The organism is Rhodococcus sp. 105337 (assembly GCF_012844225.1).
GTDB lineage: Bacteria > Actinomycetota > Actinomycetes > Mycobacteriales > Mycobacteriaceae > Rhodococcus.
Genome location: NZ_JABAGQ010000001.1, coordinates 71,023 through 96,006, shown reverse-complemented (window position 1 = coordinate 96,006; position 24,984 = coordinate 71,023). Strand labels below are relative to the sequence as shown.

The following is a 24,984-nucleotide window of genomic DNA, read 5'->3' as shown; positions in this document are numbered from 1 at the left end:
GACCCCGAACGGCCCCCTGCGTCCGGACACTTCGGGTGCGGGACGGCATCGGCGCAGGTCAGGGCATAAGTTCACCTATGTTGGCCCTTGGTGATTCCTTTACTTACTTTGGAGTAGGGTCACTTGTCACGGGCACCACGTCGATGCGATAGAGTGGCGCAACCCACATCGGGAACGGGATCGAAGAGCGCGGAGGTAATCGTGGGCGTCGAGGTGTCCGTCGAGGGACTGACCAAGTCCTTCGGCTCGCAGCGAATCTGGCAGGACGTGACTCTGACCCTCCCTCCCGGTGAGGTGAGCGTGCTGCTCGGACCTTCCGGTACGGGTAAATCGGTATTCCTGAAGTCGCTGATCGGCCTGCTGCGCCCGGAGCAGGGCTCGATCATCATCGATGGCACCGACATCCTGCAGTGCTCGAGCAAGGAACTCTACGAGATCCGCAAACTGTTCGGCGTGCTGTTCCAGGACGGCGCGCTGTTCGGCTCGATGAACCTGTACGACAACGTTGCCTTCCCCCTGCGGGAGCACACCAAGAAGTCCGAGTCCGACGTTCGCAAGATCGTGATGAGCAAGCTCGAACTGGTCGGTCTGCTCGGCGCGGAAGACAAACTGCCCGGTGAGATCTCCGGCGGTATGCGCAAGCGCGCGGGCCTGGCCCGTGCGCTGGTGCTCGACCCCGAGATCATCCTGGTCGACGAGCCGGACTCCGGCCTCGACCCGGTCCGGACCACATACATCTCGCAGACTCTGATCGACATCAATGCCGAGATCGACGCGACTATCCTCATCGTGTCGCACAACATCAACCTCGCTCGCACGGTGCCCGACAACATCGGCATGCTGTTCCGCCGCCAGTTGGTGATGTTCGGTCCGCGTGAGGTGCTGCTGACCTCGGACGAGCCGGTGGTCAAGCAGTTCCTCAACGGCACGATGATCGGCCCGATCGGCATGTCGGAGGAGAAGGACGAGGCGCAGATGGCTCACGAGCAGGCGCTCGTCGACGCAGGTCACCACGCCGGCGGTGTCGAGGATGTCGAAGGCATCGTGCCGCAGATGAAAGCCACTCCCGGTATGCCGTTCCGTCAGGCCGTCGCGCGCCGGAAGGACCGTGTGCGGCAGATCCTGCACACGCTTCCGTCCGTCGCCCAGAGCGCGATCCTCGAATCGCTCGACGAAGACGACACGCCGATGGCCGCACCGGGACAGCACGGTCAGGCATCGGGATACCACGATGATCTCGATGCGGACACGCAGGTAATTCCCGTGTACTCCCCAGAGCAGCACGGTCAGCCGGAGGGCCAGAAGTAGGAGATTAGATGGGGGCTGGTAGCTCGCTGTTGCGTCCCGCGCACGGCGCACTCACCCAAGCCGGAAATATCGTCGAGCTTTTCGTCGACGTCGTGAGGAACACGTTCCGCCGACCGTTCCAGTTCCGCGAATTCATCGAGCAGGCGTGGTTCATCGCCAGTGTGACGATCCTGCCCACCGCGCTCGTGGCGATCCCGTTCGGCGCGGTCGTCTCGCTCCAGACCGGTTCGCTGATCAAGCAGCTCGGTGCCGAGTCGTTCACCGGCGCGGCCAGTGTGCTCGCGGTGATCCAGCAGGGCAGTCCGATCGTGACAGCTCTGCTGATCGCCGGGGCAGCGGGCTCGGCGGTCACCGCCGACCTCGGATCACGGACCATCCGGGAGGAGATCGACGCGATGGAAGTGCTGGGTATCAACCCGGTGCAACGTCTCGTCGTGCCTCGCGTACTGGCCATGGTGCTCGTGGCGCTGCTGCTCAACGGTCTCGTCTCCGTCGTGGGCATCGCAGGTGGTTACTTCTTCAACGTCGTCCTGCAGGGCGGTACACCCGGTGCGTATCTCGCGTCCTTCTCGGCGCTCGCCCAGCTACCCGATCTGTACGTCGCCGAACTCAAGGCAGCGATCTTCGGTCTCATCGCCGGCGTGGTCGCGTGCTACAAGGGCTTGCACCCAGGCCCCGGGCCGAAGGGCGTGGGGGAGGCAGTGAACCAGACCGTGGTCATCACGTTCCTGTTGCTCTTCTTCGCCAACCTGATCTTGACGATGGTGTATCTGCAGGTTGTACCTGCGAAGGGATCTTGACGCCATGACAATCTCGAAAGGCCGCGGAGATCTCGTCCTTCTCCGGGGTCGCAAAGTGCTGCGCGCTCCGCTGAACGTGCTCGATCGCGCCGGCGAACAGATGTCCTTCTACGCGCGTGCCGTCGCATGGACACCGCGAACCATCACCCACTACCGCAAGGAAGTGCTCCGGCTGCTCGCCGAGGTCACCTTCGGAAGCGGCGCGCTCGCAGTCATCGGCGGCACGATCGGCGTCATCGCCATGATGTCGGGATTCACCGGCGTCGTGGTGGGGCTCCAGGGCTTCGCGGCGCTCGAGCAGCTCGGCTCCTCGGTGCTCACAGGCTTCTTGTCGGCGTACGTCAACACCCGCGAACTCGCACCGGTGGTCGCGGCGCTCGCGTTGTCTGCCACCGTCGGCTGCGGTTTCACCGCCCAACTGGGCGCGATGCGCATCAGCGAAGAGATCGATGCACTCGAAGTGATGGCCGTGCCGTCCGTCCCGTTCCTCGTGACGTCGCGCATGATCGCCGGTTTCGTGGCGGTCATCCCGCTCTACATCATCGGCCTGCTCGCGGCATACCTTGCGACGCGCGTGATCAGCACTCTGTTCAACGGCCAGTCCAGCGGGTCGTACGACCACTATTTCTACTTGTTCCTGCCACCCGCGGACGTACTCTATTCGTTCGGAAAAGTGCTGGTCTTCGCGTTCGTGCTCATTCTGATCCACTGCTACTACGGCTTCCACGCCAGCGGTGGCCCGGCAGGCGTCGGCGTAGCGGTAGGGCGGGCGGTCCGCACCGCCATCGTCACGATCGCCGTGCTCGACTTCTTCCTGAGCCTCGCGATCTGGGGCACGACGACGACGGTGAGGATTGCCGGATGAGCGAACCCACTTCGGTGCTGCGACGGCGCGTGCTCGGCCTGGTGTTCTTCCTCGTCGTGGGCTTGTTCCTGTATTTCGCCGTGGCGGTCTACAACAAGACGTTCACCAAGATCGTGGAAGTCGACGTGCTCACCGACAGCATCGGAAACGCGCTTCCCCAGAACGCCGACGTCAAGGTTCGAGGCGTGAACGTGGGCGAGGTCCGCGGCACGAGTGCGGAAGAAGGCCGGGTCACGGCGCATCTGGCACTGAATCCGGACATGGTGGACAAGATCCCGTCCAACGCCACGGCCCAGTTGCTTCCCAAGACGCTTTTCGGCGAGCGGTACATCTCGCTGATCATCCCGGACGAGCCGGCCGACCCCGTGCAGCCCGGTGACGTGCTGATGCAGGACACCGGCCGGCGCACCGCGGAACTGAGCGAAGTGCTCGACGGGCTTCTTCCGCTGCTCCAGGCGATTCCCCCGCAGGATCTCGCGAACACTCTCGGCGCCCTCGCGCAGGGCCTGAGCGGACGCGGCGAAACACTCGGCCGTACGGTCGACCAGCTCGAGCAGGTGTTCCGTGAAGTCAACGTCGAACTGCCGACGCTGCAGGAGGACCTGCGAGGACTCGCCGACTTCTCCCAGACCTACGCGGACGCGGCCCCGGACCTCGTCGACGCACTGGACAACCTGCGGACCACGGGCGGCACGGTGGTCGAGCAGCAGAACCAGATCCGGACGCTGCTCGCGAGCGCCACCGGCGCGTCGTCGGTCACCGCGGATTTCGTCGACACGAACGCGAACTCGATCATCAGCCTGTCGGCCGATTCGAAGGAGGCGCTGCAACTGCTCGCCCGATACTCCCCGTCGTTCCCGTGCACGTTCAAAGGCTTCGCCGATGCGCTGCCCGCGGCGGCCGGAGTGCTCGCGGCGGACGACCCGTTCCCCGGTGTGCGCGCCAATATCCAGTTCACCAATCCCAAGGGGCGGTACCTTCCCAATCAGGACGAACCCCGGCTGCTCGACGACCGTGGTCCGGCCTGCTATCTCGACGTCACCGCGCCCGGACGGAAGTTCCCGCAGTACCCGGGCGGCTCGGTCAACGACGGGTCCTACCAGGTCCCCTCGCGTAATCCCGGGCCCGCGAACATTCCGATGTTCCCGGCACCCGAGGGCTCGGGTGTGCCGGACGCGGTGAGCGAGATCATCGGTACCTCGCCCGACACGGCGTCGACGGTGTCCTACACCGGTTCGAACGCGGAGCAGGACACACTCGACGTGATCTACGGCCAGGCCGCCGGTATGGCACCGGAAGACGTACCCACCTGGACCACCCGGCTGGGTGCGCCGGCGATGCGAGGGACGGAGGTGAGCATCGGATGAAAAGCCTTGTCGCTCCTTTGACCAAGCTCATCGTCTTCGCCCTCGTCACGATCGTCGCGACAGGAATCCTCGCGGCCACGATCGCCAGTGTCGGCGGTGGCGGCGGCACGAAGTTCCACGCGATCTTCTCCGACGTCACGTCGCTCAACGAGGGCGACGACGTGCGCATCGCAGGCGTGCGGGTCGGGCAGGTGGACAAGATCGCGATCGTCAACGACCGCGAAGCCCGCGTCACCTTCTCGCTCGAACAGCGCGACTGGATCCCCGCCGGTGCGACAGCGACGATCAGGTTCCGCAACCTGGTGGGTCAGCGCTACATCGCGCTCGCCGAGGGCGAGAGCAAACAGGGAATGAAAATGACGGCGGGCGAGACCATCCCGCTCGAACGGACCCGGCCGGCCGTCAACCTCACCACGCTGTTCGACGGCTTCAGGCCGCTGTTCCAGACACTCAGCGCCGATGACGTGAACAAGTTGTCGTACCAGATCATCCAGGTCTTCCAAGGGGAGGCCGGTACCGTCAGCGACCTCGTGCGCAGCACCGCGAGCCTCACCAACACCATCGCGGACAAGGACAGGGTGATCGGTGCCGTGATCGACAATCTCAACACCGTCCTGGCGACGGTCGACGAGCGCGATCGGCAACTCGACTCGCTGCTCGTCAACACGCAGGCACTGGTCAGCGGTCTCGCCGCCGACCGCGACACGGTCGGTTCGGCGGTCCAGTCGCTCGCAGGTCTGACCGACGCGGTCTCGGACGTACTCGAACCGACACGCCCGTCGATCTCGCAGTCGATCACTGCCCTCGAACAGGTCTCCGCCACGCTCAACGCGAACCGTGACGATCTCGACAAGGTGCTCGAGACCCTTCCGGTCAAGTTGGAAAAGCTCGGCAGGGTCGCGAGCTACGGTTCGTGGTTCCAGTTCTATCTGTGCGGTATCGACATCGTGGCCGGCCCCGGATCGATTCCCTACCTGAACCTGCCGACGGGTCTCCCCACCGTGAACCAACCCATCTACACGAATGCGGCGCAGCGATGCACGCAGGACGGGATGCAGGAGTTGCAGGGACGATGAGTAAACGCCGCAGTCCGGCCGCAGCCGGTGCCCTGGGCATCGTCGTAATTCTGCTGGCCACAGTGTCCGCCTTCTTTCTCGGTTCGCTGCCGATCATCGGAGCGGGCGTCACCTACGAAGCCGAATTCAGCGAAGCCGCCGGTCTCAAGCCCAGCAACGAAGTACGCATTGCCGGGGTCAAGGTCGGCCAGGTCACCGGTGTCGAACTCGAGGGCGACCGCGTCGTCGTCTCCTTCAAGGTGCAGGACGCGTGGGTCGGCAACGACACGTCCGCCTCGATCCAGATCAAGACGATCCTGGGCCAGAAATATCTCGCCCTGGACCCGCGTGGCACCGAGGTCCTCAACGCCGACACACGCATCCCGATGGAACGCACGGTCGCGCCGTACGACGTGATCGAGGCGTTCTCGTCGGCAGCCACGACTATCGGCGAGATCGATACCGACCAGCTCGCTACCGGTTTCGAGGCACTTTCCGAGGCGTTCTCCGAAACTCCCGACGACTTCCGGGCGTCGCTCGACGGGGTGAGCCGGCTTTCGGAGACCGTCGCCAGCCGCGACCAGGAGCTGAAGAAACTGCTCGGCGCGACGAGCAACGTCTCGAAGGTGCTCGCGGACCGGAACGTCGAATTCAACCGGCTTCTGAGCGACGGCGCCTTGCTCGTCGCCGAACTGAACAACCGTCAGCAGGCGATATCCCAGCTCCTCGACGGAACCAAACGGCTCTCCACCGAGCTGTCCGGTCTGGTGCAGGAGAACGAGGAATCCATCGGCCCGGCATTGCAGCAGCTACGCGGAGTCGTGCAGACCCTGCAGGAGAACAACGACAACCTCGCCCGAGCGGTGGAGTTGTACGAACCGTTCGTTCGCGTCTACTCCAACGTCGTCGGTAACGGTCGCTGGTTCGACCAGGTCATCGTCAACCTCACGCCGCCGGGGCTGCCCGAGATTCCGGGCTACCGCGATTCCGTCCGCCAGCTGGAAGGAGTGAACTGATGGCGCACTCCGAAGACCGTGACACCCGCTCGGGTCGCAACCGCATCGCGATCATCGCCCTCGTGGTGGCGGTGGTGGTCGCGGCCGGTGCAGGCGGCTGGTGGCTGTGGACTCGGGCCGGAACGACGAACATCACGGCCTATTTCGACAACAGTGTCGGTATCTACCAAGGTTCCGGTGTGCGTGTCCTGGGCGTCGAGGTCGGCACGGTGACCTCCGTCGAACCGCAGGGCGACGTGGTGAAAGTCGGTATCCGTGTCGACCGGGGTGTGGACATCCCCGCCGACGCGCAGGCCGTGCAGATCAGCCCCTCCGTGGTGGCCGACCGCTACGTCCAGCTCACTCCCGCCTACTCCGGCGGCGACAAGATGGAGAACGGCGCGGTGATCGAACGGGAGCGCACCGCCACTCCGGTGGAAGTCGATCAGCTCTATGCGAGCATCGACGACCTGTCGCGCGCTCTCGGGCCCGAAGGCGCCAACCGCGACGGGGCTCTGACCGAGTTCGTCGAGGTGGGTGCAGAAAACCTGGCGGGCAACGGTGCCGCACTCGGACAGAGCATCGATCAGCTGTCCTCGGCCGCACGGACCCTCAACGAATCGCGCGGCGATCTGTTCGGCACGATCGAGAACCTGCAGGTCTTCGTCAGCGCACTGGCCGCCAACGACCAGCAGGTCCGCCAATTCAACACCCAGCTCGCGGACCTGTCGGGGTTCCTCGCCGGCGAACGCGAGAATCTCGGACAGGCGGTGAACCAGCTCTCGGTGACGCTCGGGGAGGTCGCGACCTTCGTGCGCGACAACCAGACCGCACTCAAGGACAACGTCGACGCCCTCGTGCCGATCACCACCACGCTCGCGGAGCGCCGGGAGTCGCTGGTGAACTCGCTCACCCTGCTGCCGCTCGCCGTGAGCAACCTCGTCAATTCGTACGACGCGGAAGCCGGCGTTCTGGCGTCGCGTCTCGTCCTGACCGACCTGCAGGACCCTGCCGGTGCGGTGTGCAATCTCATCGACGTGGGCCGGCTCGTTCCGGGCGACCCGCGCTTCGAGCAACTCGGCAGGCAGATGCAACCGCTCATCGACCGGTGCGACGTCATCGCGGGGCAGGTCACCGCGGCCCAGAAAACCCCGGACCTGATCCTCCCGTTCGGAATTCTCAGCGGCGAGAACATTCAGCGTCAGGTCGTTCCGGGCACGGTGCCGGGTGTCGAATCACCCCGGCTCGATCTCGAAGGTCAAGGGGGTACCCGGTGAGCGGCACGGTCAGGTCGGCGCGGGCCACCGTTCTCGGCGCAGGCGCATGTGTGGTCGCGCTCGCGGTGTCGGGCTGTGGCGGACTCTCCGGCGTTCCGCTCCCCGGCGGCGCGGATGTCGGTAGTTCGCCGATCCGGGTTGCGATCCAGTTCGAGGACGTCCTCGACCTCGTCCCCCAATCGACGGTGAAGGTCGACGGCGTCCCCGTGGGCCGCGTGGAGTCGATCGGGGTGGCACCGAACGACGGCTGGACCGCGGACGTGGCGATCGTGCTCGATTCCGCGGTGGATCTGCCGCAGAACTCGTTCGCCTCCGTCGAGCAGACCAGTTTGCTCGGTGAGAAGTTCGTCCAGCTCACCAGGCCCGAGGACGAGCCCCCGGTCGGCAGGCTCTCCGACGGAGACGTCATTCCGCTCGATCGCACCCGCCACGCCACCGAGATCGAACCTGTTCTGGGTGCTCTGTCGCTGTTGCTCAACGGTGGTGGCGTCGGTCAGATCGCACCGGTGGTGAAGGAACTCTCCAGCGCGTTCGACGGCAGGGAAGGCACGACGAGGAGCCTGCTCGAACAGGCCGAAACCCTCATCACCGGACTCGACGAGCAACGCAACGACATCACGCGTGCGCTGGACGGACTCGATGCGCTCACCGTGCGGGTCGCCGAGCAGAACGACAAGATCGCCGCGGTACTCGACGAGCTGCCCGTGGCCACGGAAGTGCTCGAACAACAGCGTCCCGAGCTGACCGAACTGCTCGCCCAACTGGACAGGCTGGGCGTCGCCGGTGTCGGCGTGCTCGAACAGTCGAAGGAAGACCTCATCGCGGATCTGCTGGCACTGCGCCCGACCTTGCAGCAACTCGCCGCGTCGGGAGACGACCTCGTCGAGGCTCTGCCGTTCATTCCCACGGTGCCCTTCCCGGACGGCGTGGAACGGATCGCGCTCGGTGGTTCGGTGAACCTGTTCCTCGCCGTGGATCTGCAGATCGGTGATGCGCTGGCCGCGCTCGGCGTGGGTCAGGGCGAGCCGGAATACCGGCAGCCCAAATTCGGCAACCCGAAGCCGGTCGTCGATCCTTCGAACCCGTACTACAACGGAAACGGTCCTGCAGTCGGCTGGCCGACCGTCTCGCTGGTCCCCGAACTTCCCCTGCCGACGCTGCTCGGGCTGGAACTGCCGGAAGGGGTGTCGCTGCCGGAAGGTATCGACATCCCGGGCCTCGGTGAGGCCGCGGCAGGGACCGGGGGAGCTCCGCCCGGTAACGAAGGGGCAGCACCCGCACCCTCGAACCCGCTGGAGGGATTGTTGAACGGTCTCGGATTCGGGGGTGGACAGTGAGATCACGTCTCGTGCGGTTCCAGTTGGTGGCGTTCGTGGTGATCGCCGTCCTCGGCCTCCTGTACGTCGGTGCCCGGTATGTGCGGCTCGACAACCTGTTGGGTTTCGGGCAGTACACCGTGAGCGCACGGTTCCCCGACTCTGGCGGTGTCTTCGAGAACGCCGAGGTCACCTACCTGGGTGTGCCTGTCGGCCGGGTCGGACCGATGACCCTCACCGCCGACGGCATCGACGTCGAGTTGCGCCTCGACAACGGTGGCCCTTCGATTCCCGCGGCAACGCGTGCCGTGGTGGCGAACCGTTCGGCGATCGGCGAGCAGTACGTGGACCTCCGGCCCACGAGCGCCGACGGCCCGTATCTCGTCGAAGGCTCGGTGGTGGAGTCCACCGCCGAGGATCTGCCGACACCGGTCGAAGATCTGCTCGTCAGCACGAGCGAACTCGTGAACTCGGTGCCTGTCGAGCCGTTGCGCACCGTCGTGACCGAACTCGGTGCCGCTCTCGACGGGCGAGGAGGCGACCTGCAGTTGCTGGTCGATTCGCTCGCGGGACTCAGTGAGTCCGGGGTGCAGTACCTCCCGCAGACGCTCGCATTGATTCGTGACAGCCAGACGGTGCTCGACACCCAGTCCGAGCAGTCGTCGTCGATCCGGCAGTTCAGTTCCGACCTGGAACTCGTCACGGCGCAGTTGCGCGACAGCGACCCGGATATCCGGCGGTTGATCGAGACCGGAACCGACGCGAGCGACCAGCTGTCGCAGCTCATCGCCGGTTCCGGACCGGGCCTCACCGCGAATCTCACCAATCTCGCCTCGCTCGGGGAAGCCCTCGCCCCGCAGGCGATCGCTCTGCAGCCGCTGCTTGCGTTCCTGCCCGCGGTCGCGGGCAGTGCGGGTACCGTCGCGCCCGGCGACGGCACGGTCAAGCAGGGGATCATCCTGGAGACGAACAACCCGCCGTCGTGCACCATCGGGTACGAAGGAACGCAGGAGATCCTTGCCCGGATGAGAGCCGAGGATCCGAACTTCGACGACACCCAGCAGGACTTCCCGTTCAACACCGAAGCGTCGTGCGAGGTGCCGCAGGGGAGCGTCACCGGTGTGCGCAGCGCCAACCGGATCGTGTTCGCCGATCCGGCGACGATCCAGCCCTGGGACTTCACGCCGAAGAAGGACCCGGACCGTCTGAATCTGAACCCCGTGGCGACGCAGCTGGCGCCGTTGCTCGGAGTCACCCCCAAGTGAGCAGTGAGTAGGTTGTTGGAGTGAGTGCATCAGGAACATCCGTCGTCGGCCCCGACGAGCGGACGTCTTCGGAGAAGGAGCCGCACCGGACCGGCCGCAGTTCGTCGCGCACGTGGGCACTGGCAATCGTGAGCGTGCTGGCCGTGGTCGCACTCGGCGCCGCAGTGTGGTTCGGGTACGGCTGGGGCAGGGCGCTTTTCGTCGATAGGCCGGTCGCCGATGCGCGGGACGCCGCCCTCTCGGGTGCGTACCAGGCGGCGATCAACCTCAACAGCGTCGATGCGGAGAACGTCGATGCGTCGATCGAGAACATGCGGTCGTCCATCACGGGTGAGGCGCTCGAAAACGATCTGGCCGCCACCGAGCAGCAGATCCGCGATCAGGTAGCCCAGACCGGGACGAGCATGTCCGGCGAAGTGCTGTTCGGAACGCTCACCGAGCTGAACACCGACGACGATGTCGCGAAGGCGCTGGTGGTGCTCGCGGTACGCACCACGACGCCGCAGAACTTCGTGACCAACAAGGTGTCGGTCAACGTCTCTCTCCGGGAGGACGGCGGCGTGTGGAAGGCCGAGACGATCGAGCCTCTCGGCTCGGTGCAGATGGAGGCCGGACCCGCCCCGGGTGCGGCACCGCCGGAAGCCGGCGACGGCGCTCCGGCCGAACCCGCTCCGGCCGAACCTGCCCCGGTCGAGCCCGCCCCGGAGGGGACCGAGGGACCGTGAGAGCCGGCGAGCGTTTCCCGCGCACGAGTCTGCTCGAACCGATGAAGGAGTGTGTGTAGTGCCACCGCAGCGACGGAATCCCGGACAGTTCGGACCGCCGCGTCGGCGCCCGAAGATCGCGGGGTCCACTCGTGCGCGGTCGTCCGACGCCTCGAACGACCGCCCCATCGACGAGGGTGCTGCCGCGGAGAACCCTGCCACCGAGAACCCTGCCACCGAGAACCCTGCGGCCGAAACACCTGCGGTCGAGACACCGGGGGTGGAGACACCTGCTGCCGAGACACCTGCCCACGACTCGTCTGCGGGAGACGGGCCGGCCCGTGAGGCGCCCGTCGTCGAGAAGTCCGCGTCGGAGTCGCCTGTGGCCGAGCCCTTCGACACCGGCGCGGTGTCGACGGTCGAACCCGGCGCGCGCGCCGACGCGACATCTGGCGACGCCGCATCAGACGACGCGACACCCGACGATGGGAAGACGGACGACGCGAAGACCGACGACGCGAAGACGGACGGCGTGACGCCGCTCGCCCGCGTGTCCGGCACCGCGTCAGCAGCGAAGCCGGCACACAGAAACCGGAGCATGCGTTCTGTGCTGGCGATCGGCGTGGTCGCGCTCGTACTCGCCGCGGTGGCCGTCGTTGCCGCCTTCCGTCCGGGGACGAGCGTGTCGAACGAGGCGTGGGTCGATGCCGCGGCCACCCGCGAGGTCACCGACGCCGCCAAGCACGCGATCGAGGCCATGCACGGGTACAACTACGAGACCATCGACGAGGACTTCGCGGAGATCCGTGGGTTGCTGACCCAGGAGCGCCTCGAGGAGTTCGATGCGACGGCAGAGGTGACCAAGCAGGCTGCGATCCAGACGCGCACTGTGACGGAGGTGAACGTTCTGCACATCGGTACATCTGTGCTCGACGAGACACAGGCCGAGGTCGCCGCCTACATCAACGTCAGCGCGACCGGCGACGGTATCGCGCAGGGGAGTGCGCAGGCACCCGTGCTGGTGCGGATGGAGAAGACCGACGGGCAGTGGCTGGTGTCGGAGATTCGGGACCGGTGACGACCCGCGGGGTGACGGCAAGGATTCGCACGATCTCGGTCCCGCGCAAGGCTTGACGCGGAGCGCGTGAACGGTCACTCTATCGGTACGCCTGTGCGGTTCGTTCCTTCCAGCCGCTTGCCAGGTTTCTTTGAGGCACCCCTGTGGACATCTGCATTTTCTTGGTGTAGGCTCGTTCTTTGCGCTGGCTGCCTCCTGTCCACTCCTCGTTTGCCGAGTTGGATTTCACCCCGAGGGTGAGATCGTCCCGGTTCTTCGGTGGAGTTCTCGTTCGGGTTGTAACCAGCGAAAACGCCCCACATGAAGAAGCAGGTACAGCGGCGGTCGCACCGGTTGGAGCGTCCCGCGTGAGGTGCTGGAAGGACGCATCTTGGCAGTCTCTAGCCAGACCAAGGCAGTAGCCGGAATCCCCGGAGCCCCGAAGAGGGTGTCGTTCGCGAAAATTCGCGAGCCTCTCGAAGTCCCAGGACTCCTCGATATACAAACAGATTCCTTCGAATGGTTGATCGGATCCGAGCGCTGGCGCGCAAAGGCTGCCGAACGCCTCAACGGCAGTGCCGTCGGCGGTCTCGAAGAGATCCTCCACGAGCTCTCGCCCATCGAGGACTTCTCGGGCTCGATGTCTCTCTCCTTCTCCGATCCGCGCTTCGACGAGGTCAAGGCCTCTGTCGAGGAGTGCAAGGACAAGGACATGACGTACGCCGCTCCGCTGTTCGTCACGGCGGAGTTCATCAACAACAACACCGGCGAAATCAAGAGCCAGACGGTCTTCATGGGTGATTTCCCGATGATGACCGACAAGGGCACGTTCGTCATCAACGGCACTGAGCGCGTCGTCGTGTCGCAGCTCGTACGTTCTCCGGGCGTGTACTTCGACAAGTCCGTCGACAAGAGCACCGAGAAGGACCTGCACAGCGTCAAGGTCATCCCGGGTCGCGGTGCGTGGCTCGAGTTCGACGTCGACAAGCGCGACACCGTCGGTGTCCGCATCGACCGCAAGCGCCGTCAGCCCGTCACGGTGCTGCTCAAGGCGCTCGGCTGGTCCACCGAGCAGATCGTCGAGCGTTTCGGGTTCTCCGAGATCATGATGTCGACGCTCGAGAAGGACAACACGGCCGGCACCGATGAGGCGCTGCTCGATATCTACCGCAAGCTCCGCCCGGGTGAGCCGCCGACCAAGGAGAGCGCGCAGACCCTGCTGGAAAACCTCTTCTTCAAGGACAAGCGCTACGACCTCGCTCGCGTGGGTCGCTACAAGATCAACAAGAAGCTGGGCCTGAACACCGGCCAGCCGATCGAGGCGTCCACCCTCACCGAGGAAGACATCGTCGCCACGATCGAGTACCTCGTGCGTCTGCACGCGGGTGAGAACAAGATGACCGTCCCCGGCGGCGTCGAGGTTCCCGTCGAGGTCGACGACATCGACCACTTCGGTAACCGTCGCCTGCGCACCGTCGGTGAGCTCATCCAGAACCAGATCCGCGTGGGCCTGTCCCGCATGGAGCGTGTGGTTCGCGAGCGGATGACCACTCAGGACGTCGAGGCCATCACCCCGCAGTCCCTGATCAACATCCGTCCCGTCGTGGCCGCGATCAAGGAGTTCTTCGGAACCTCCCAGCTGTCGCAGTTCATGGACCAGAACAACCCGCTGTCGGGCCTGACGCACAAGCGTCGTCTGTCCGCTCTGGGCCCCGGTGGTCTTTCGCGTGAGCGCGCCGGCCTCGAGGTCCGCGACGTCCACCCGTCGCACTACGGCCGCATGTGCCCCATCGAGACCCCTGAGGGCCCGAACATCGGCCTGATCGGTTCGCTGTCGGTGTACGCACGGGTCAACCCGTTCGGTTTCATCGAGACCCCGTACCGCAAGGTCGAGGGTGGCGTCGTCACCGATGAGGTTGCCTACCTGACCGCGGACGAAGAGGACCGTTACCTCATCGCGCAGGCGAACTCGCCGATCGCAGCAGACGGAACATTCGCCGAAGAGCGCGTGCTCGTCCGTAAGAAGGGCGCGGAGATCGAGTACGTCGCCGCCGACACCGTCGAGTACATGGACGTGTCGCCCCGGCAGATGGTCTCGGTCGCCACCGCGATGATTCCGTTCCTCGAGCACGACGATGCCAACCGTGCCCTCATGGGCGCGAACATGCAGCGTCAGGCTGTCCCGCTCGTGCGCAGCGAATCGCCGATCGTCGGTACCGGCATGGAACTCCGTGCCGCCGTCGACGCCGGCGACGTCATCGTCACCGAGAAGGGTGGTGTCGTCGAGGAGGTTTCCGCCGACTTCATCACCGTCATGGCCGACGACGGAACGCGCAAGACGTACCGTCTGCGCAAGTTCGATCGCTCCAACCAGGGCACCTGCTCCAACCAGCGTCCGATCGTGGACGAGGGTCAGCGCGTGGAGTCCGGCCAGGTCCTCGCCGACGGCCCCTGCACCCAGAACGGTGAGATGGCGCTCGGCAAGAACCTGCTCGTGGCGATCATGCCGTGGGAAGGCCACAACTACGAGGACGCGATCATCCTGTCGCAGCGCCTCGTGGAGGAGGACGTGCTCACCTCGATCCACATCGAGGAGCACGAGATCGACGCCCGCGACACCAAGCTCGGTGCCGAAGAGATCACCCGGGACATCCCGAACGTCTCCGACGAGGTCCTCGCGGACCTCGACGAGCGCGGCATCGTCCGCATCGGTGCCGAAGTTCGCGACGGCGACATCCTCGTCGGCAAGGTCACGCCGAAGGGCGAGACCGAGCTGACCCCCGAGGAGCGCCTGCTCCGCGCGATCTTCGGTGAGAAGGCGCGCGAGGTTCGCGACACGTCGCTGAAGGTTCCGCACGGCGAGACCGGCAAGGTCATCGGCGTCCGCGTGTTCTCGCGCGAGGACGACGACGATCTTCCTCCCGGCGTCAACGAGCTCGTCCGCGTGTACGTGGCACAGAAGCGCAAGATCCAGGACGGCGACAAGCTCGCCGGCCGCCACGGCAACAAGGGCGTCATCGGCAAGATCCTTCCGCAGGAAGACATGCCGTTCCTGTCCGACGGCACGCCGGTCGACATCATCCTCAACACGCACGGTGTTCCGCGTCGTATGAACATCGGCCAGATCCTCGAGACGCATCTCGGCTGGATCGGCAAGGCGGGCTGGAACATCCAGATCGCCGATGACGGCAGCCGTCCCGAGTGGGCACAGAACCTCGCCGAGGAGATGGTGTCGGCGGAGCCCGACACCAATATCGCCACCCCGGTGTTCGACGGTGCCCGTGAAGAGGAACTGACCGGTCTGCTCGCGTCGACGCTGCCGAACCGTGACGGTGAAGTCATGGTCGGACCGGACGGCAAGGCAACCTTGTTCGACGGTCGTTCCGGCGAGCCGTTCCCGTACCCCGTGTCGGTCGGCTACATGTACATCATCAAGCTGCACCACTTGGTCGACGACAAGATCCACGCTCGTTCGACCGGTCCGTACTCGATGATCACCCAGCAGCCGCTCGGCGGTAAGGCCCAGTTCGGTGGCCAGCGCTTCGGTGAGATGGAGTGCTGGGCCATGCAGGCCTACGGTGCCGCGTACACGCTCCAGGAACTTCTCACCATCAAGTCCGACGACGTCGTGGGCCGCGTGAAGGTCTACGAGGCGATCGTCAAGGGCGAGAACATCCCGGAGCCGGGTATCCCGGAGTCCTTCAAGGTGCTCCTCAAGGAACTCCAGTCGCTGTGCCTGAACGTCGAGGTGCTCTCCAGCGACGGCGCGGCCATCACGATGGCCGACGGCGACGACGAGGATCTCGAACGGGCTGCCGCCAACCTGGGCATCAACCTTTCCCGCAACGAGTCGGCCACCGTCGACGACCTCGCGAACTAGGAGCCGAGCCGATGCGGTACGCAACCGGACAACCGGACACGTACCGCATCGGGCCCCGGCAGCGATAGCGACAACTAGCAGCAACAAAGCCCGCACAGGGGAAAGGAAGTTACGTGCTCGACGTCAACTTCTTCGATGAACTCCGGATCGGCCTGGCCACCGCCGAGGACATCCGTAACTGGTCGTACGGCGAGGTCAAAAAGCCGGAGACCATCAACTACCGCACGCTCAAGCCCGAGAAGGACGGCCTCTTCTGCGAGAAGATCTTCGGCCCCACCCGGGACTGGGAGTGCTACTGCGGTAAGTACAAGCGCGTCCGCTTCAAGGGCATCATCTGTGAGCGCTGCGGCGTCGAGGTGACTCGCGCCAAGGTGCGTCGTGAGCGGATGGGCCACATCGAACTGGCCGCACCCGTCACCCACATCTGGTACTTCAAGGGTGTGCCGAGCCGTCTCGGTTACCTGCTCGACCTCGCTCCGAAGGATCTCGAAAAGATCATCTACTTCGCTGCGTACGTCATCACCGCGGTCGACGACGACCTGCGTCACAACGAACTCTCGACCCTCGAGGCCGAGATGGAGGTCGAGAAGAAGGCTGTCGCCGATCAGCGCGACGCCGACCTCGAGGCCCGTGCGCAGAAGCTCGAAGCAGACCTGGCCGAGCTCGAAGCCGAGGGTGCCAAGTCCGACGTCCGCCGCAAGGTGAAGGACGGCGGCGAGCGCGAGATGCGTCAGCTGCGCGATCGCTCGCAGCGCGAACTCGATCGCCTGGACGAGATCTGGAGCACCTTCACGAAGCTGAAGCCGAAGGATCTCATCGTCGACGAGATGCTCTACCGCGAGCTGCAGGATCGCTACGGGGAGTACTTCACCGGTGCCATGGGCGCCGAGGCGATCCAGAAGCTCATCGAGAACTTCGACATCAACGCCGAGGCAGAGTCGCTGCGCGAGACCATCCGCAGCGGCAAGGGCCAGAAGAAGCTGCGTGCGCTCAAGCGGCTCAAGGTCGTCGCGGCGTTCCAGCAGTCCGGCAACTCGCCCATGGGCATGGTGCTCGACGCTGTTCCGGTGATCCCGCCGGAGCTCCGCCCGATGGTTCAGCTCGACGGTGGCCGTTTCGCGACGTCCGACCTCAACGATCTGTACCGCCGCGTGATCAACCGCAACAACCGCCTCAAGCGACTGATCGACCTCGGTGCTCCCGAGATCATCGTCAACAACGAGAAGCGGATGCTGCAGGAGTCCGTGGACGCGCTGTTCGACAACGGTCGTCGTGGCCGGCCTGTCACGGGCCCGGGCAACCGTCCGCTCAAGTCGCTGTCCGATCTGCTCAAGGGCAAGCAGGGTCGTTTCCGTCAGAACCTGCTCGGTAAGCGCGTCGACTACTCGGGCCGTTCGGTCATCGTCGTCGGTCCTCAGCTCAAGCTGCACCAGTGTGGTCTGCCGAAGCTGATGGCGCTCGAGCTGTTCAAGCCGTTCGTCATGAAGCGTCTCGTCGACCTCAACCACGCGCAGAACATCAAGTCCGCCAAGCGCATGGTCGAGCGTCAGCGCGCTCAGGTGTGGGATGTCCTCGAAGAGGTCATCAGCGAGCATCCGGTTCTGCTGAACCGTGCTCCCACGCTGCACCGTCTGGGCATCCAGGCGTTCGAGCCGCAGCTCGTCGAGGGCAAGGCCATTCAGCTCCACCCGCTGGTGTGTGAGGCCTTCAACGCCGACTTCGACGGTGACCAGATGGCCGTGCACCTCCCGCTCTCCGCGGAGGCGCAGGCCGAGGCCCGCATCCTGATGCTGTCCTCGAACAACATCCTGTCGCCGGCGTCGGGTCGTCCGCTCGCCATGCCGCGTCTGGACATGGTGACCGGTCTGTACCACCTGACCCGTCTGCGTGAAGACGCTCCCGGTGCGTACCAGCCGGCCGCCGAAGATCAGCCGGAGCAGGGCGTGTACTCGTCCCCGGCCGAGGCTCAGATGGCTGTCGACCGTGGCGTGCTCTCGGTTCAGGCTCCGATCAAGGTGCGGCTCACGCATCAGCGTCCGCCGCGTGAACTCGAGTCCGAGCTGTTCCCCGAGGGCTGGAAGTACGGGCAGGCATGGACGGCGGACACGACCCTCGGTCGTGTGCTGTTCAACGAACTCCTGCCGGTCAACTACGGCTTCGTCAACGACATCATGCCGAAGAAGCGTCAGGCCGCGATCATCAACGATCTCGCCGAGCGCTACCCGATGATCGTCGTCGCACAGACCGTCGACAAGCTCAAGGACGCGGGCTTCTACTGGGCCACTCGTTCGGGTGTCACCATCTCGATGGCGGACGTGCTCGTTCCGCCGGAGAAGAAGGACATCCTCGAGCGTTACGAGGGTCAGGCCGACGCGATCCAGCGGCAGTACGACCGAGGAAAGCTCTCCGAGGACGAGCGTCGCGATTCGCTCGTCAAGCTGTGGCAGGAAGCGACCGAAGAGGTCGGTCAGGCCATGGAGGCGCACTACCCGGACGACAACCCGATCCCCACGATCGTCAAGTCCGGTGCTGCGGGCAACATGACCCAGATCCGCTCGCTGGCGGGTATGAAGGGCCTGGTGACGAACCCGAAGGGCGAGTTCATTCCTCGCCCGATCAAGTCCTCCTTCCGTGAGGGCCTGACCGTCGCCGAGTACTTCATCAACACGCACGGTGCGCGTAAGGGTCTGGCCGATACCGCTCTGCGTACCGCCGACTCGGGTTACCTGACCCGTCGTCTGGTGGACGTGTCGCAGGACGTCATCGTCCGCGAGGTCGACTGTGGCACGCCGCGTGGCATCGAGATGGTCATCGCCGAGCCCGAGCGCGACGCCGAGGGCAACGAGACCGGCAAGCTGGTCCGCGATGCCCACATCGAGACGAGCACGTACGCCCGTACGCTCGCCACCGATGCGGTCGACAAGGACGGCAACGTCGTCGTCGAGCGTGGTTCCGATCTCGGCGACCCCGCCATCGAGGCACTGCTCGAGGCCGGTATCCGCAAGGTGAAGGTCCGCTCGGTCCTGACCTGCGACACCGGCACCGGCGTGTGTGCCACGTGCTACGGCCGTTCGATGGCCACCGGCAAGCTCGTCGACATCGGCGAGGCCGTCGGTATCGTCGCCGCACAGTCGATCGGTGAGCCCGGTACGCAGCTGACCATGCGTACGTTCCACCAGGGTGGCGTCGGTGAGGACATCACCGGCGGTCTGCCCCGCGTCCAGGAACTGTTCGAGGCCCGTGTCCCCAAGGGCAAGGCTCCGATCGCCGACGTGTCCGGCCGTGTCCGCCTCGAGGACGACGATCGTTTCTACAAGATCACGATCATCCCCGACGACGGTGGCGAGGAGGTCGTGTACGACAAGCTGTCCAAGCGTCAGCGTCTGCACGTCATCCGTAAGGCCAACGGCACCGAGGGTGTCCTCGCGGACGGCGACCACGTGGAAGTCGGCCAGCAGCTGCTCGAAGGTGCTGCCGATCCGCACGAGGTGCTGCGCGTGATGGGTCCCCGTCAGGTCCAGGTCCACCTGGTCCACGAGGTCCAGGAGGTGTACCGGAGCCAGGGTGTGTCGATCCACGACAAGCACATCGAGGTCATCGTGCGCCAGATGCTGCGTCGCGTGACGATCATCGACTCGGGTGCGACGGAGTTCCTGCCCGGTTCGCTCGTCGAGCGCAGCGAGTTCGAGGCTGCGAACCGTCGTGTGGTCCAGGAAGGCGGCGAGCCGGCTGCCGGACGTCCGGTCCTCATGGGCATCACGAAGGCCTCGCTGGCCACCGATTCGTGGCTGTCGGCAGCGTCGTTCCAGGAGACCACTCGTGTGCTCACCGACGCGGCGATCAACTGCCGCTCGGACAAGCTCATCGGTCTCAAGGAGAACGTGATCATCGGCAAGCTGATCCCGGCCGGTACAGGCATCAACAAGTACCGGAACATCCAGGTGCAGCCCACCGAGGAAGCACGTGCTGCCGCCTACGCCATCCCGGCGTACGACGACCAGTACTACTCGCCGGACGGCTTCGGCCAGAACACCGGCGCTGCGGTTCCGCTGGACGATTACGGTTACTCCAACGACTACCGCTAGCAGCCGACTGTCCTAGGACAGTGATGCTGCAGTAGAACGACAGAGGTCCCGCCCCTTTCTCTTCGGGGGCGGGACCTCTTCGCTGTCCGGACGTTTATCGCGGGATGTGGAAATCGGTGAGTTCGGCCCGGCCGGGTTCGAGTTCGTCCCAGCGCCCCCGGACCGCCAGGACGGCGACCGACGACGTGGGGAACTTCTCCGTGACCTGCTGCGCCTCGTCGGTGCTGTGGTCGGTGACGAGATTCAGGACCGTCGTGGACAGTGTCGGCTCGTGGCCCACGACAAGGAGGGTCCGGACATCCTTCGGCACCGAGTGGATCTCCTCGAGCAGCGTGGCGGGATCTGCGAGGTAGAGGCTGTCGCGGTAGTCGACGGGTGCTTCGATACCCGCTTCGGTGAGGGTCTTGCGGGTTCGGACCGCGGTCGAGCACAGCACCTTGTCGATCGGAGGCACTGTGGCCCTGATCCACCGCCCGGCGAGCCCCGCCTCGCGGCGACCGCGCGGGGACAGCGGACGGTCGTGATCGTCCACGTCGTCCGGGTACGCGGACTTGCCGTGGCGCAGCAAGATCAGAGTGCGGGTCATGGGCTCCACCGTAGAGCGTTCAGAGGCGAACGACCCGGGCGACCGCGCGGGCGCGATCGTCCACTGTGAACCACAGCGTCAGGCCGTGCCGGTCGTCGCCGGCGCGGAGGACCAGGGTCTCGTCGGTTCCGATGGGTCGCAGATGTTCGATCACCGCTCGATACGGTGAGCTCTGCAGATCGGGACGGGACGCGAGCAGTTCCTCCACCCCGTGCCAGTACACGGCGTTGTTGACGTGCCCGAACGGGTCGAAATCGGTGACGCGGAGCGGGAATTCGCGACTGTCGGTGATCTCGCCCTCCGGTGAGGCAGGCAGCCACGCGCGCCACCGGAGCCGGGTGTCGAGCGCATATCGCGACATGTGCTCGAAGAGCCCGTCACTGATGCGGGTCGGGGCACCCGTCGTGGGACCGATGTCGATCCAGAATCCTGCCGTGTCGATGAGGGGTCCGCCCTCGTCGTCGTGCGGGTCGTCCAGACGGACTCGTACGTTGGCCCACCGGGTGGAGAGAGCATCGCACCAGCGGCGCAGCCGGAGATGCTGCGGGAACCGCGCCGGCCGGTGGACGTCGATCACGGTGCGCCGGACGATCCACAGGGGATCGGTGTGCGCGGCGTCGACGGCCTCGAGGTTGTCGATGCCGATGTCCTGGAGGTACCGGGCGACGCCGTCGAGTCGGAGACGCTGCGAGGTGTCGACATCGCCGGTACGCACGGAGCGTTCGGTGCGGAAGGGCGTCGCCTCGGCGGGGAGTGCCGCGAGAGGTCGCGCCCAGGGCGGGTCGTCGGTGGATGTCGCTATGGCCACTGCGTGTGTCCCCCTGTGTCGGATGCCCGATCGGCCGATTCTCGCAGCTACCCGGCTCGTGCGCAGCGCGTCTTGCGAACCGGGTGTGGCGGGGACTACAGTCGTATTAACTGTTACGCACTGTTACATGAACTCGGCGGTCGTGCCGCCCCGCCCTTCCGAGGACCCCGCCATGGCCTATGTGATCACTCAGACGTGCTGCAACGACGCGAGTTGTGTCGCGGTGTGCCCCGTGAACTGCATCCACCCCTCGCCCGACGAGCCGGGGTTCGCGACCGCGGAGATGCTCCACATCGACCCGCAGGTCTGCATCGACTGCGGTGCGTGCGCCGACGCCTGCCCCGTCGAGGCGATCCTTCCGGACGACAAACTCGACCCCTCACAGTCGCGTTTCGCCGAGATCAATGCCGAGTACTACGTAGATCACCGGACGCCCGACGGCTGGCTTCCCCTCACTCCCACCCATGCCCCGCCCCGCGGGCAGGGGACCCTCCGGGTCGCCGTCGTCGGCGCCGGTCCCGCGGCGTGTTACGCCACGCAGGCACTGCTCGAGCGCTCCGACGTCGAAGTGGAGATGTTCGATCGTCTTCCCACGCCTTTCGGACTGGTGCGTGCCGGTGTCGCGCCGGATCACCCGGGAACGAAGAGCGTGACCGACTCCTTCGAATGGTCGTTCCGGCGTGACGCATTCGCGCTCCACCTGAACACGGAGATCGGCCGCGACCTGACGCATGCCGAACTCCTCGACCACCATCACGCCGTCGTCTACGCGGTGGGCGCTTCCGCCGACCGGCGGCTCGGTATCCCGGGCGAGGACCTTCCGGGAAGTCACGCCGCCACCGAGTTCGTCGCCTGGTACAACGGGCACCCCGACTACGCCGACCGCACGTTCGACCTCTCCGGTGACCGCGCCGTGATCGTCGGGAACGGAAACGTCGCGCTCGATGTCGCCCGCATCCTCACGATGGACGTCGACGAACTCGCCCGCACCGATATCGCCGACCACGCGCTGACGGCGTTGCGGAACAGCAACATCCGTGAGGTCGTGCTGCTGGGCCGGCGTGGGCCCGCCCAGGCGGCGTACAGCAACCCGGAGTTCGTCGCCCTCGGTGATCTCCGCGGCGTCGACGTCGTCATCGACGACGCAGACCTCGACCTCGATCCGGTCAGTGCCCGTGCGGTCGAAGAGGATCCGGCGACGGCCCTGAAGGTTCGCCTCGCGCGCGAATACGCGCAGCGACCGCTCCGCCCCGGCCACCGGCGCATCGTGTTCCGCTTCTTCGCCGCTCCGCACGAACTGCTCGGCGACGAGCGTGTCACGGGTGTGCGGGTCGCCCGCACCGAACTCACCGGCACCGACGGTGCGGTTGCTGTTCGCCCGACGGACGACTTCGACGACGTAGCCGCACCTCTGGTGCTCCGGTCGATCGGATACCGGGGTGTCGCGGTACCGGGCATCCCGTTCGACGAGGTGCGCGGCGTCGTGCCCCATTCGGAGGGACGCGTCGACAACGGCGTGTACGTGACCGGGTGGATCAAGCGGGGTCCGAGCGGAGTCATCGGCACCAACAAGGCCTGTGCACGCGAGACCGTGAACGCGTTGCTCGCCGACTTCGACGCGGGCGTCCTGCGGGAGCCGCGGGGTGACCGGCGCGCGCTGCACAAGTTGCTCGCGCGGCGGCGGCCGGAGCGCGTCGACCTCGAGGGGTGGCGCGCGATCGACGCCGCCGAACGCAAGGCGGGCATCGCCCAGGGCCGTCCGCGGGTGAAGATCACCGATCGCGAGGCGCTCGCGGAACTCGGGCGCCGGCGCCGCCGACTGCTGCCGCTGATCGGAGCCGTGCGCCGGTAAATCGGTTGGGCCGGGCGGACGTGGTCGTTAAGATCATCCGGCGTTTCGCAGTCGCCATCGATGCCGACTTCCGATCTGGTGACCGGATCTTCGCGCGACGCTCGTTTCCTACCGCGCGGGTACTCGCCTGCGCCGACCCTGGAGTAACCGCATGACTGCGCCGCCCGACAAATCCCCAGCTCAACCCAGTGACAAGCTCGATGCCGCGGTACTGAAGATCGCCTCGGTCGTCGTGCTCGGCGCCATCATGTCGATTCTCGACGTCACGGTGGTGTCGGTGGCACTGCCGACATTCATGTCGGACTTCCAGGCGTCCTACGCGACCGTCGCGTGGACCATGACGGCCTACACCCTCGCGCTCGCCAGCGTGATCCCGCTCACCGGCTGGGCTGCGGACCGTTTCGGCACCAAGCGGCTGTATCTGACGGCACTCGTCTTGTTCGTCGCCGGTTCCGTGCTGTGCAGTGTCGCGTGGGATGTCACGTCGCTGATCGCGTTCCGCGTCGTCCAGGGCTTCGGCGGCGGCATGCTGATGCCGCTCGGCATGACGATCATGACCCGTGCGGCCGGCCCGCACCGCGTGGGTCGCGTCATGGCGGTGCTCGGTATCCCGATGCTGCTCGGCCCCATCGGCGGTCCGATCCTCGGTGGCTGGCTCATCGACGTCGCGACCTGGCACTGGATCTTCCTGATCAACCTGCCGATCGGGATCGTCGCGCTGATCGTCGCTGTCGTCGTGCTGCCCAAGGACGCACCGAAAGCGTCGGAGGCGTTCGACTTCAAGGGGATGCTGCTGCTTTCGCCCGGGCTCGCGTTGTTCCTGTTCGGCGTCTCGTCGCTGCCGGAGACCGGCACCGTCGCGTCCGCCCGGGTCGTGGTCAGCGGCCTCGCCGGTCTCGCGCTCATCGCGGCGTTCGTCGTGCACGCGTTGCGCACCGACCATCCGCTGATCGACCTGACCCTGTTCCGCAACCGTCAGCTCACCTTCGCCGTCCTGACGATGTCGGTGTTCGCGATCGGGTTCTTCGGTGCCGGTCTGCTGTTCCCGAGCTACTTCCTCCAGGTGCGAGGCGAGAGCACCTTGGCGGCCGGACTCCTGCTCGCACCACAGGGAATCGGTGCGATGCTCACGATGCCGATCGCCGGACAACTGGTCGACCGTATCGGGCCGGGAAAGATCGTGCTGACCGGCCTGGCTCTCATCGCCGCCGGGATGAGCGTGTTCACCCAGGTCGGCGTGGATACCGGCTACCCGCTGCTCCTCGGTGCCCTGTTCGTGATGGGTATGGGTATGGGCTGCACGATGATGCCCACCATGACCGCCGCGCTGCAGACTCTCACCGACAACAGCATCGCGCGGGGTTCGACGTTGATGAACATCGTCCAGCAGGCCGCCGGATCCATCGGCACCGCGGCGATGTCGGTGATCCTCACCAGCCGCGTGATCGCACCGCAGGGTGCGCCCGAGGGGTCGTCCGGTCAGCCGGATGCCGAGATGCTCGCCCAGCTGCCGGCCGAGATGCAGCAGTCGGTGCTGAGTTCACTCGCCGAGGCGTTCGCGTTCACCTTCCTCATCGCGACGATCATCATGATCTTCGCGCTGATCCCGGCAGCCTTCCTTCCCCGGAAACGTGCCGAGAAGACAGAGGGCGCAGCGGCCCCGGTCGTGATGCACTAGCCGGGCAGCCGGACGCCGTGGCGTAAGGAACAATCCCGTGCGCGGGGGCCGTGACGCAGGTCGCGGCCCCCGTTCGCGTTCCCCGA

General features: G+C 65.8%; 17 protein-coding genes. 15 read left to right on the top strand and 2 right to left on the bottom strand.

From position 1 onward, the window contains the following. The first annotated feature begins 198 nt into the window (after positions 1-198). From HF886_RS00400 to HF886_RS00340, 13 genes are all read left to right on the top strand, one after another. Positions 199-1,308 carry an ABC transporter ATP-binding protein gene (locus HF886_RS00400; protein ID WP_169651567.1) on the top strand — a complete coding sequence of 370 codons (1,110 nt, stop codon included), beginning with the start codon at positions 199-201 and terminating at the stop codon, positions 1,306-1,308. Positions 1,309-1,316: 8 nt separating this feature from the next. Beyond that, the gene (locus HF886_RS00395; RefSeq protein WP_169619496.1) at positions 1,317-2,108 is read left to right on the top strand and encodes an ABC transporter permease; all 792 of its coding nucleotides are present in this window, start codon (positions 1,317-1,319) and stop codon (positions 2,106-2,108) included. A 4-nt stretch (positions 2,109-2,112) separates the two neighbouring features. After that, positions 2,113-2,973 (top strand): ABC transporter permease, encoded by an 861-nt coding sequence (locus HF886_RS00390; RefSeq protein ID WP_169619497.1) that lies wholly within the window; start codon positions 2,113-2,115, stop codon positions 2,971-2,973. Next, positions 2,970-4,340 carry an MCE family protein gene (locus HF886_RS00385; RefSeq protein WP_169619498.1) on the top strand — a complete coding sequence of 457 codons (1,371 nt, stop codon included), beginning with the start codon at positions 2,970-2,972 and terminating at the stop codon, positions 4,338-4,340. The genes HF886_RS00390 and HF886_RS00385 overlap by 4 nt, the downstream gene beginning before the upstream one ends. After that, entirely contained in the window at positions 4,337-5,416 is a 1,080-nt protein-coding gene (locus HF886_RS00380; RefSeq protein ID WP_169651256.1) for an MCE family protein, read from the top strand. The genes HF886_RS00385 and HF886_RS00380 overlap by 4 nt, the downstream gene beginning before the upstream one ends. Next, the gene (locus HF886_RS00375) at positions 5,413-6,411 is read left to right on the top strand and encodes an MCE family protein (RefSeq protein ID WP_169651255.1); all 999 of its coding nucleotides are present in this window, start codon (positions 5,413-5,415) and stop codon (positions 6,409-6,411) included. Before HF886_RS00380 ends, HF886_RS00375 begins: the two co-directional genes overlap by 4 nt. Further along, positions 6,411-7,667, top strand: a complete 1,257-nt coding sequence (locus HF886_RS00370) for an MCE family protein (protein ID WP_169619501.1) — start codon at positions 6,411-6,413, stop codon at positions 7,665-7,667. Before HF886_RS00375 ends, HF886_RS00370 begins: the two co-directional genes overlap by 1 nt. After that, complete coding sequence (locus tag HF886_RS00365; protein ID WP_169651254.1) at positions 7,664-9,004, top strand: MCE family protein; 1,341 nt, start codon at positions 7,664-7,666, stop codon at positions 9,002-9,004. Before HF886_RS00370 ends, HF886_RS00365 begins: the two co-directional genes overlap by 4 nt. Next, positions 9,001-10,248 (top strand): MlaD family protein, encoded by a 1,248-nt coding sequence (locus HF886_RS00360; RefSeq protein WP_169651253.1) that lies wholly within the window; start codon positions 9,001-9,003, stop codon positions 10,246-10,248. Before HF886_RS00365 ends, HF886_RS00360 begins: the two co-directional genes overlap by 4 nt. Positions 10,249-10,373: 125 nt before the next feature. After that, a complete protein-coding gene (locus HF886_RS00355; protein WP_169619621.1) occupies positions 10,374-10,973 on the top strand; it encodes a hypothetical protein in 600 nt (199 codons plus the stop codon). A 58-nt stretch (positions 10,974-11,031) separates the two neighbouring features. Continuing rightward, positions 11,032-12,030, top strand: coding sequence for a hypothetical protein (locus tag HF886_RS20940; RefSeq protein WP_169651252.1), 999 nt, complete (start codon positions 11,032-11,034; stop codon positions 12,028-12,030). Positions 12,031-12,382: 352 nt separating this feature from the next. Then, on the top strand, positions 12,383-15,889 hold the full coding sequence (locus tag HF886_RS00345) for a DNA-directed RNA polymerase subunit beta (protein WP_346765036.1): 3,507 nt from the start codon (positions 12,383-12,385) through the stop codon (positions 15,887-15,889). Between the two features lie 113 nt (positions 15,890-16,002). Further along, positions 16,003-19,974, top strand: coding sequence for a DNA-directed RNA polymerase subunit beta' (locus HF886_RS00340; protein WP_169619506.1), 3,972 nt, complete (start codon positions 16,003-16,005; stop codon positions 19,972-19,974). Between the two features lie 94 nt (positions 19,975-20,068). Here the strand turns inward: HF886_RS00340 and HF886_RS00335 are convergent, their stop codons facing one another. Beyond that, a complete protein-coding gene (locus tag HF886_RS00335) occupies positions 20,069-20,560 on the bottom strand; it encodes a histidine phosphatase family protein (RefSeq protein WP_169619507.1) in 492 nt (163 codons plus the stop codon). 19 nt (positions 20,561-20,579) lie between these two features. After that, entirely contained in the window at positions 20,580-21,368 is a 789-nt protein-coding gene (locus HF886_RS00330) for an acyl-ACP thioesterase domain-containing protein (protein ID WP_169619508.1), read from the bottom strand. Between the two features lie 172 nt (positions 21,369-21,540). On the opposite strand from HF886_RS00330, the gene HF886_RS00325 reads away from it, so the two are divergent. Next, positions 21,541-23,220, top strand: a complete 1,680-nt coding sequence (locus HF886_RS00325) for a 4Fe-4S binding protein (protein WP_169619622.1) — start codon at positions 21,541-21,543, stop codon at positions 23,218-23,220. 151 nt (positions 23,221-23,371) lie between these two features. Beyond that, complete coding sequence (locus tag HF886_RS00320; protein ID WP_169651251.1) at positions 23,372-24,898, top strand: DHA2 family efflux MFS transporter permease subunit; 1,527 nt, start codon at positions 23,372-23,374, stop codon at positions 24,896-24,898. Positions 24,899-24,984 lie beyond the last annotated feature (86 nt).

What these genes read in the sequence shown, in the direction of transcription:
- HF886_RS00395 (WP_169619496.1), top strand. Translation starts at nt 1,317, where the DNA reads ATGGGGGCTGGTAGCTCGCTGTTGCGTCCCGCGCACGGCGCACTCACC.
- HF886_RS00390 (WP_169619497.1), top strand. Translation starts at nt 2,113, where the DNA reads ATGACAATCTCGAAAGGCCGCGGAGATCTCGTCCTTCTCCGGGGTCGC.
- HF886_RS00385 (WP_169619498.1), top strand. Translation starts at nt 2,970, where the DNA reads ATGAGCGAACCCACTTCGGTGCTGCGACGGCGCGTGCTCGGCCTGGTG.
- HF886_RS00380 (WP_169651256.1), top strand. Translation starts at nt 4,337, where the DNA reads ATGAAAAGCCTTGTCGCTCCTTTGACCAAGCTCATCGTCTTCGCCCTC.
- HF886_RS00375 (WP_169651255.1), top strand. Translation starts at nt 5,413, where the DNA reads ATGAGTAAACGCCGCAGTCCGGCCGCAGCCGGTGCCCTGGGCATCGTC.
- HF886_RS00370 (WP_169619501.1), top strand. Translation starts at nt 6,411, where the DNA reads ATGGCGCACTCCGAAGACCGTGACACCCGCTCGGGTCGCAACCGCATC.
- HF886_RS00335 (WP_169619507.1), bottom strand. Translation starts at nt 20,560, where the DNA reads ATGACCCGCACTCTGATCTTGCTGCGCCACGGCAAGTCCGCGTACCCG.
- HF886_RS00325 (WP_169619622.1), top strand. Translation starts at nt 21,541, where the DNA reads ATGGCCTATGTGATCACTCAGACGTGCTGCAACGACGCGAGTTGTGTC.
- HF886_RS00320 (WP_169651251.1), top strand. Translation starts at nt 23,372, where the DNA reads ATGACTGCGCCGCCCGACAAATCCCCAGCTCAACCCAGTGACAAGCTC.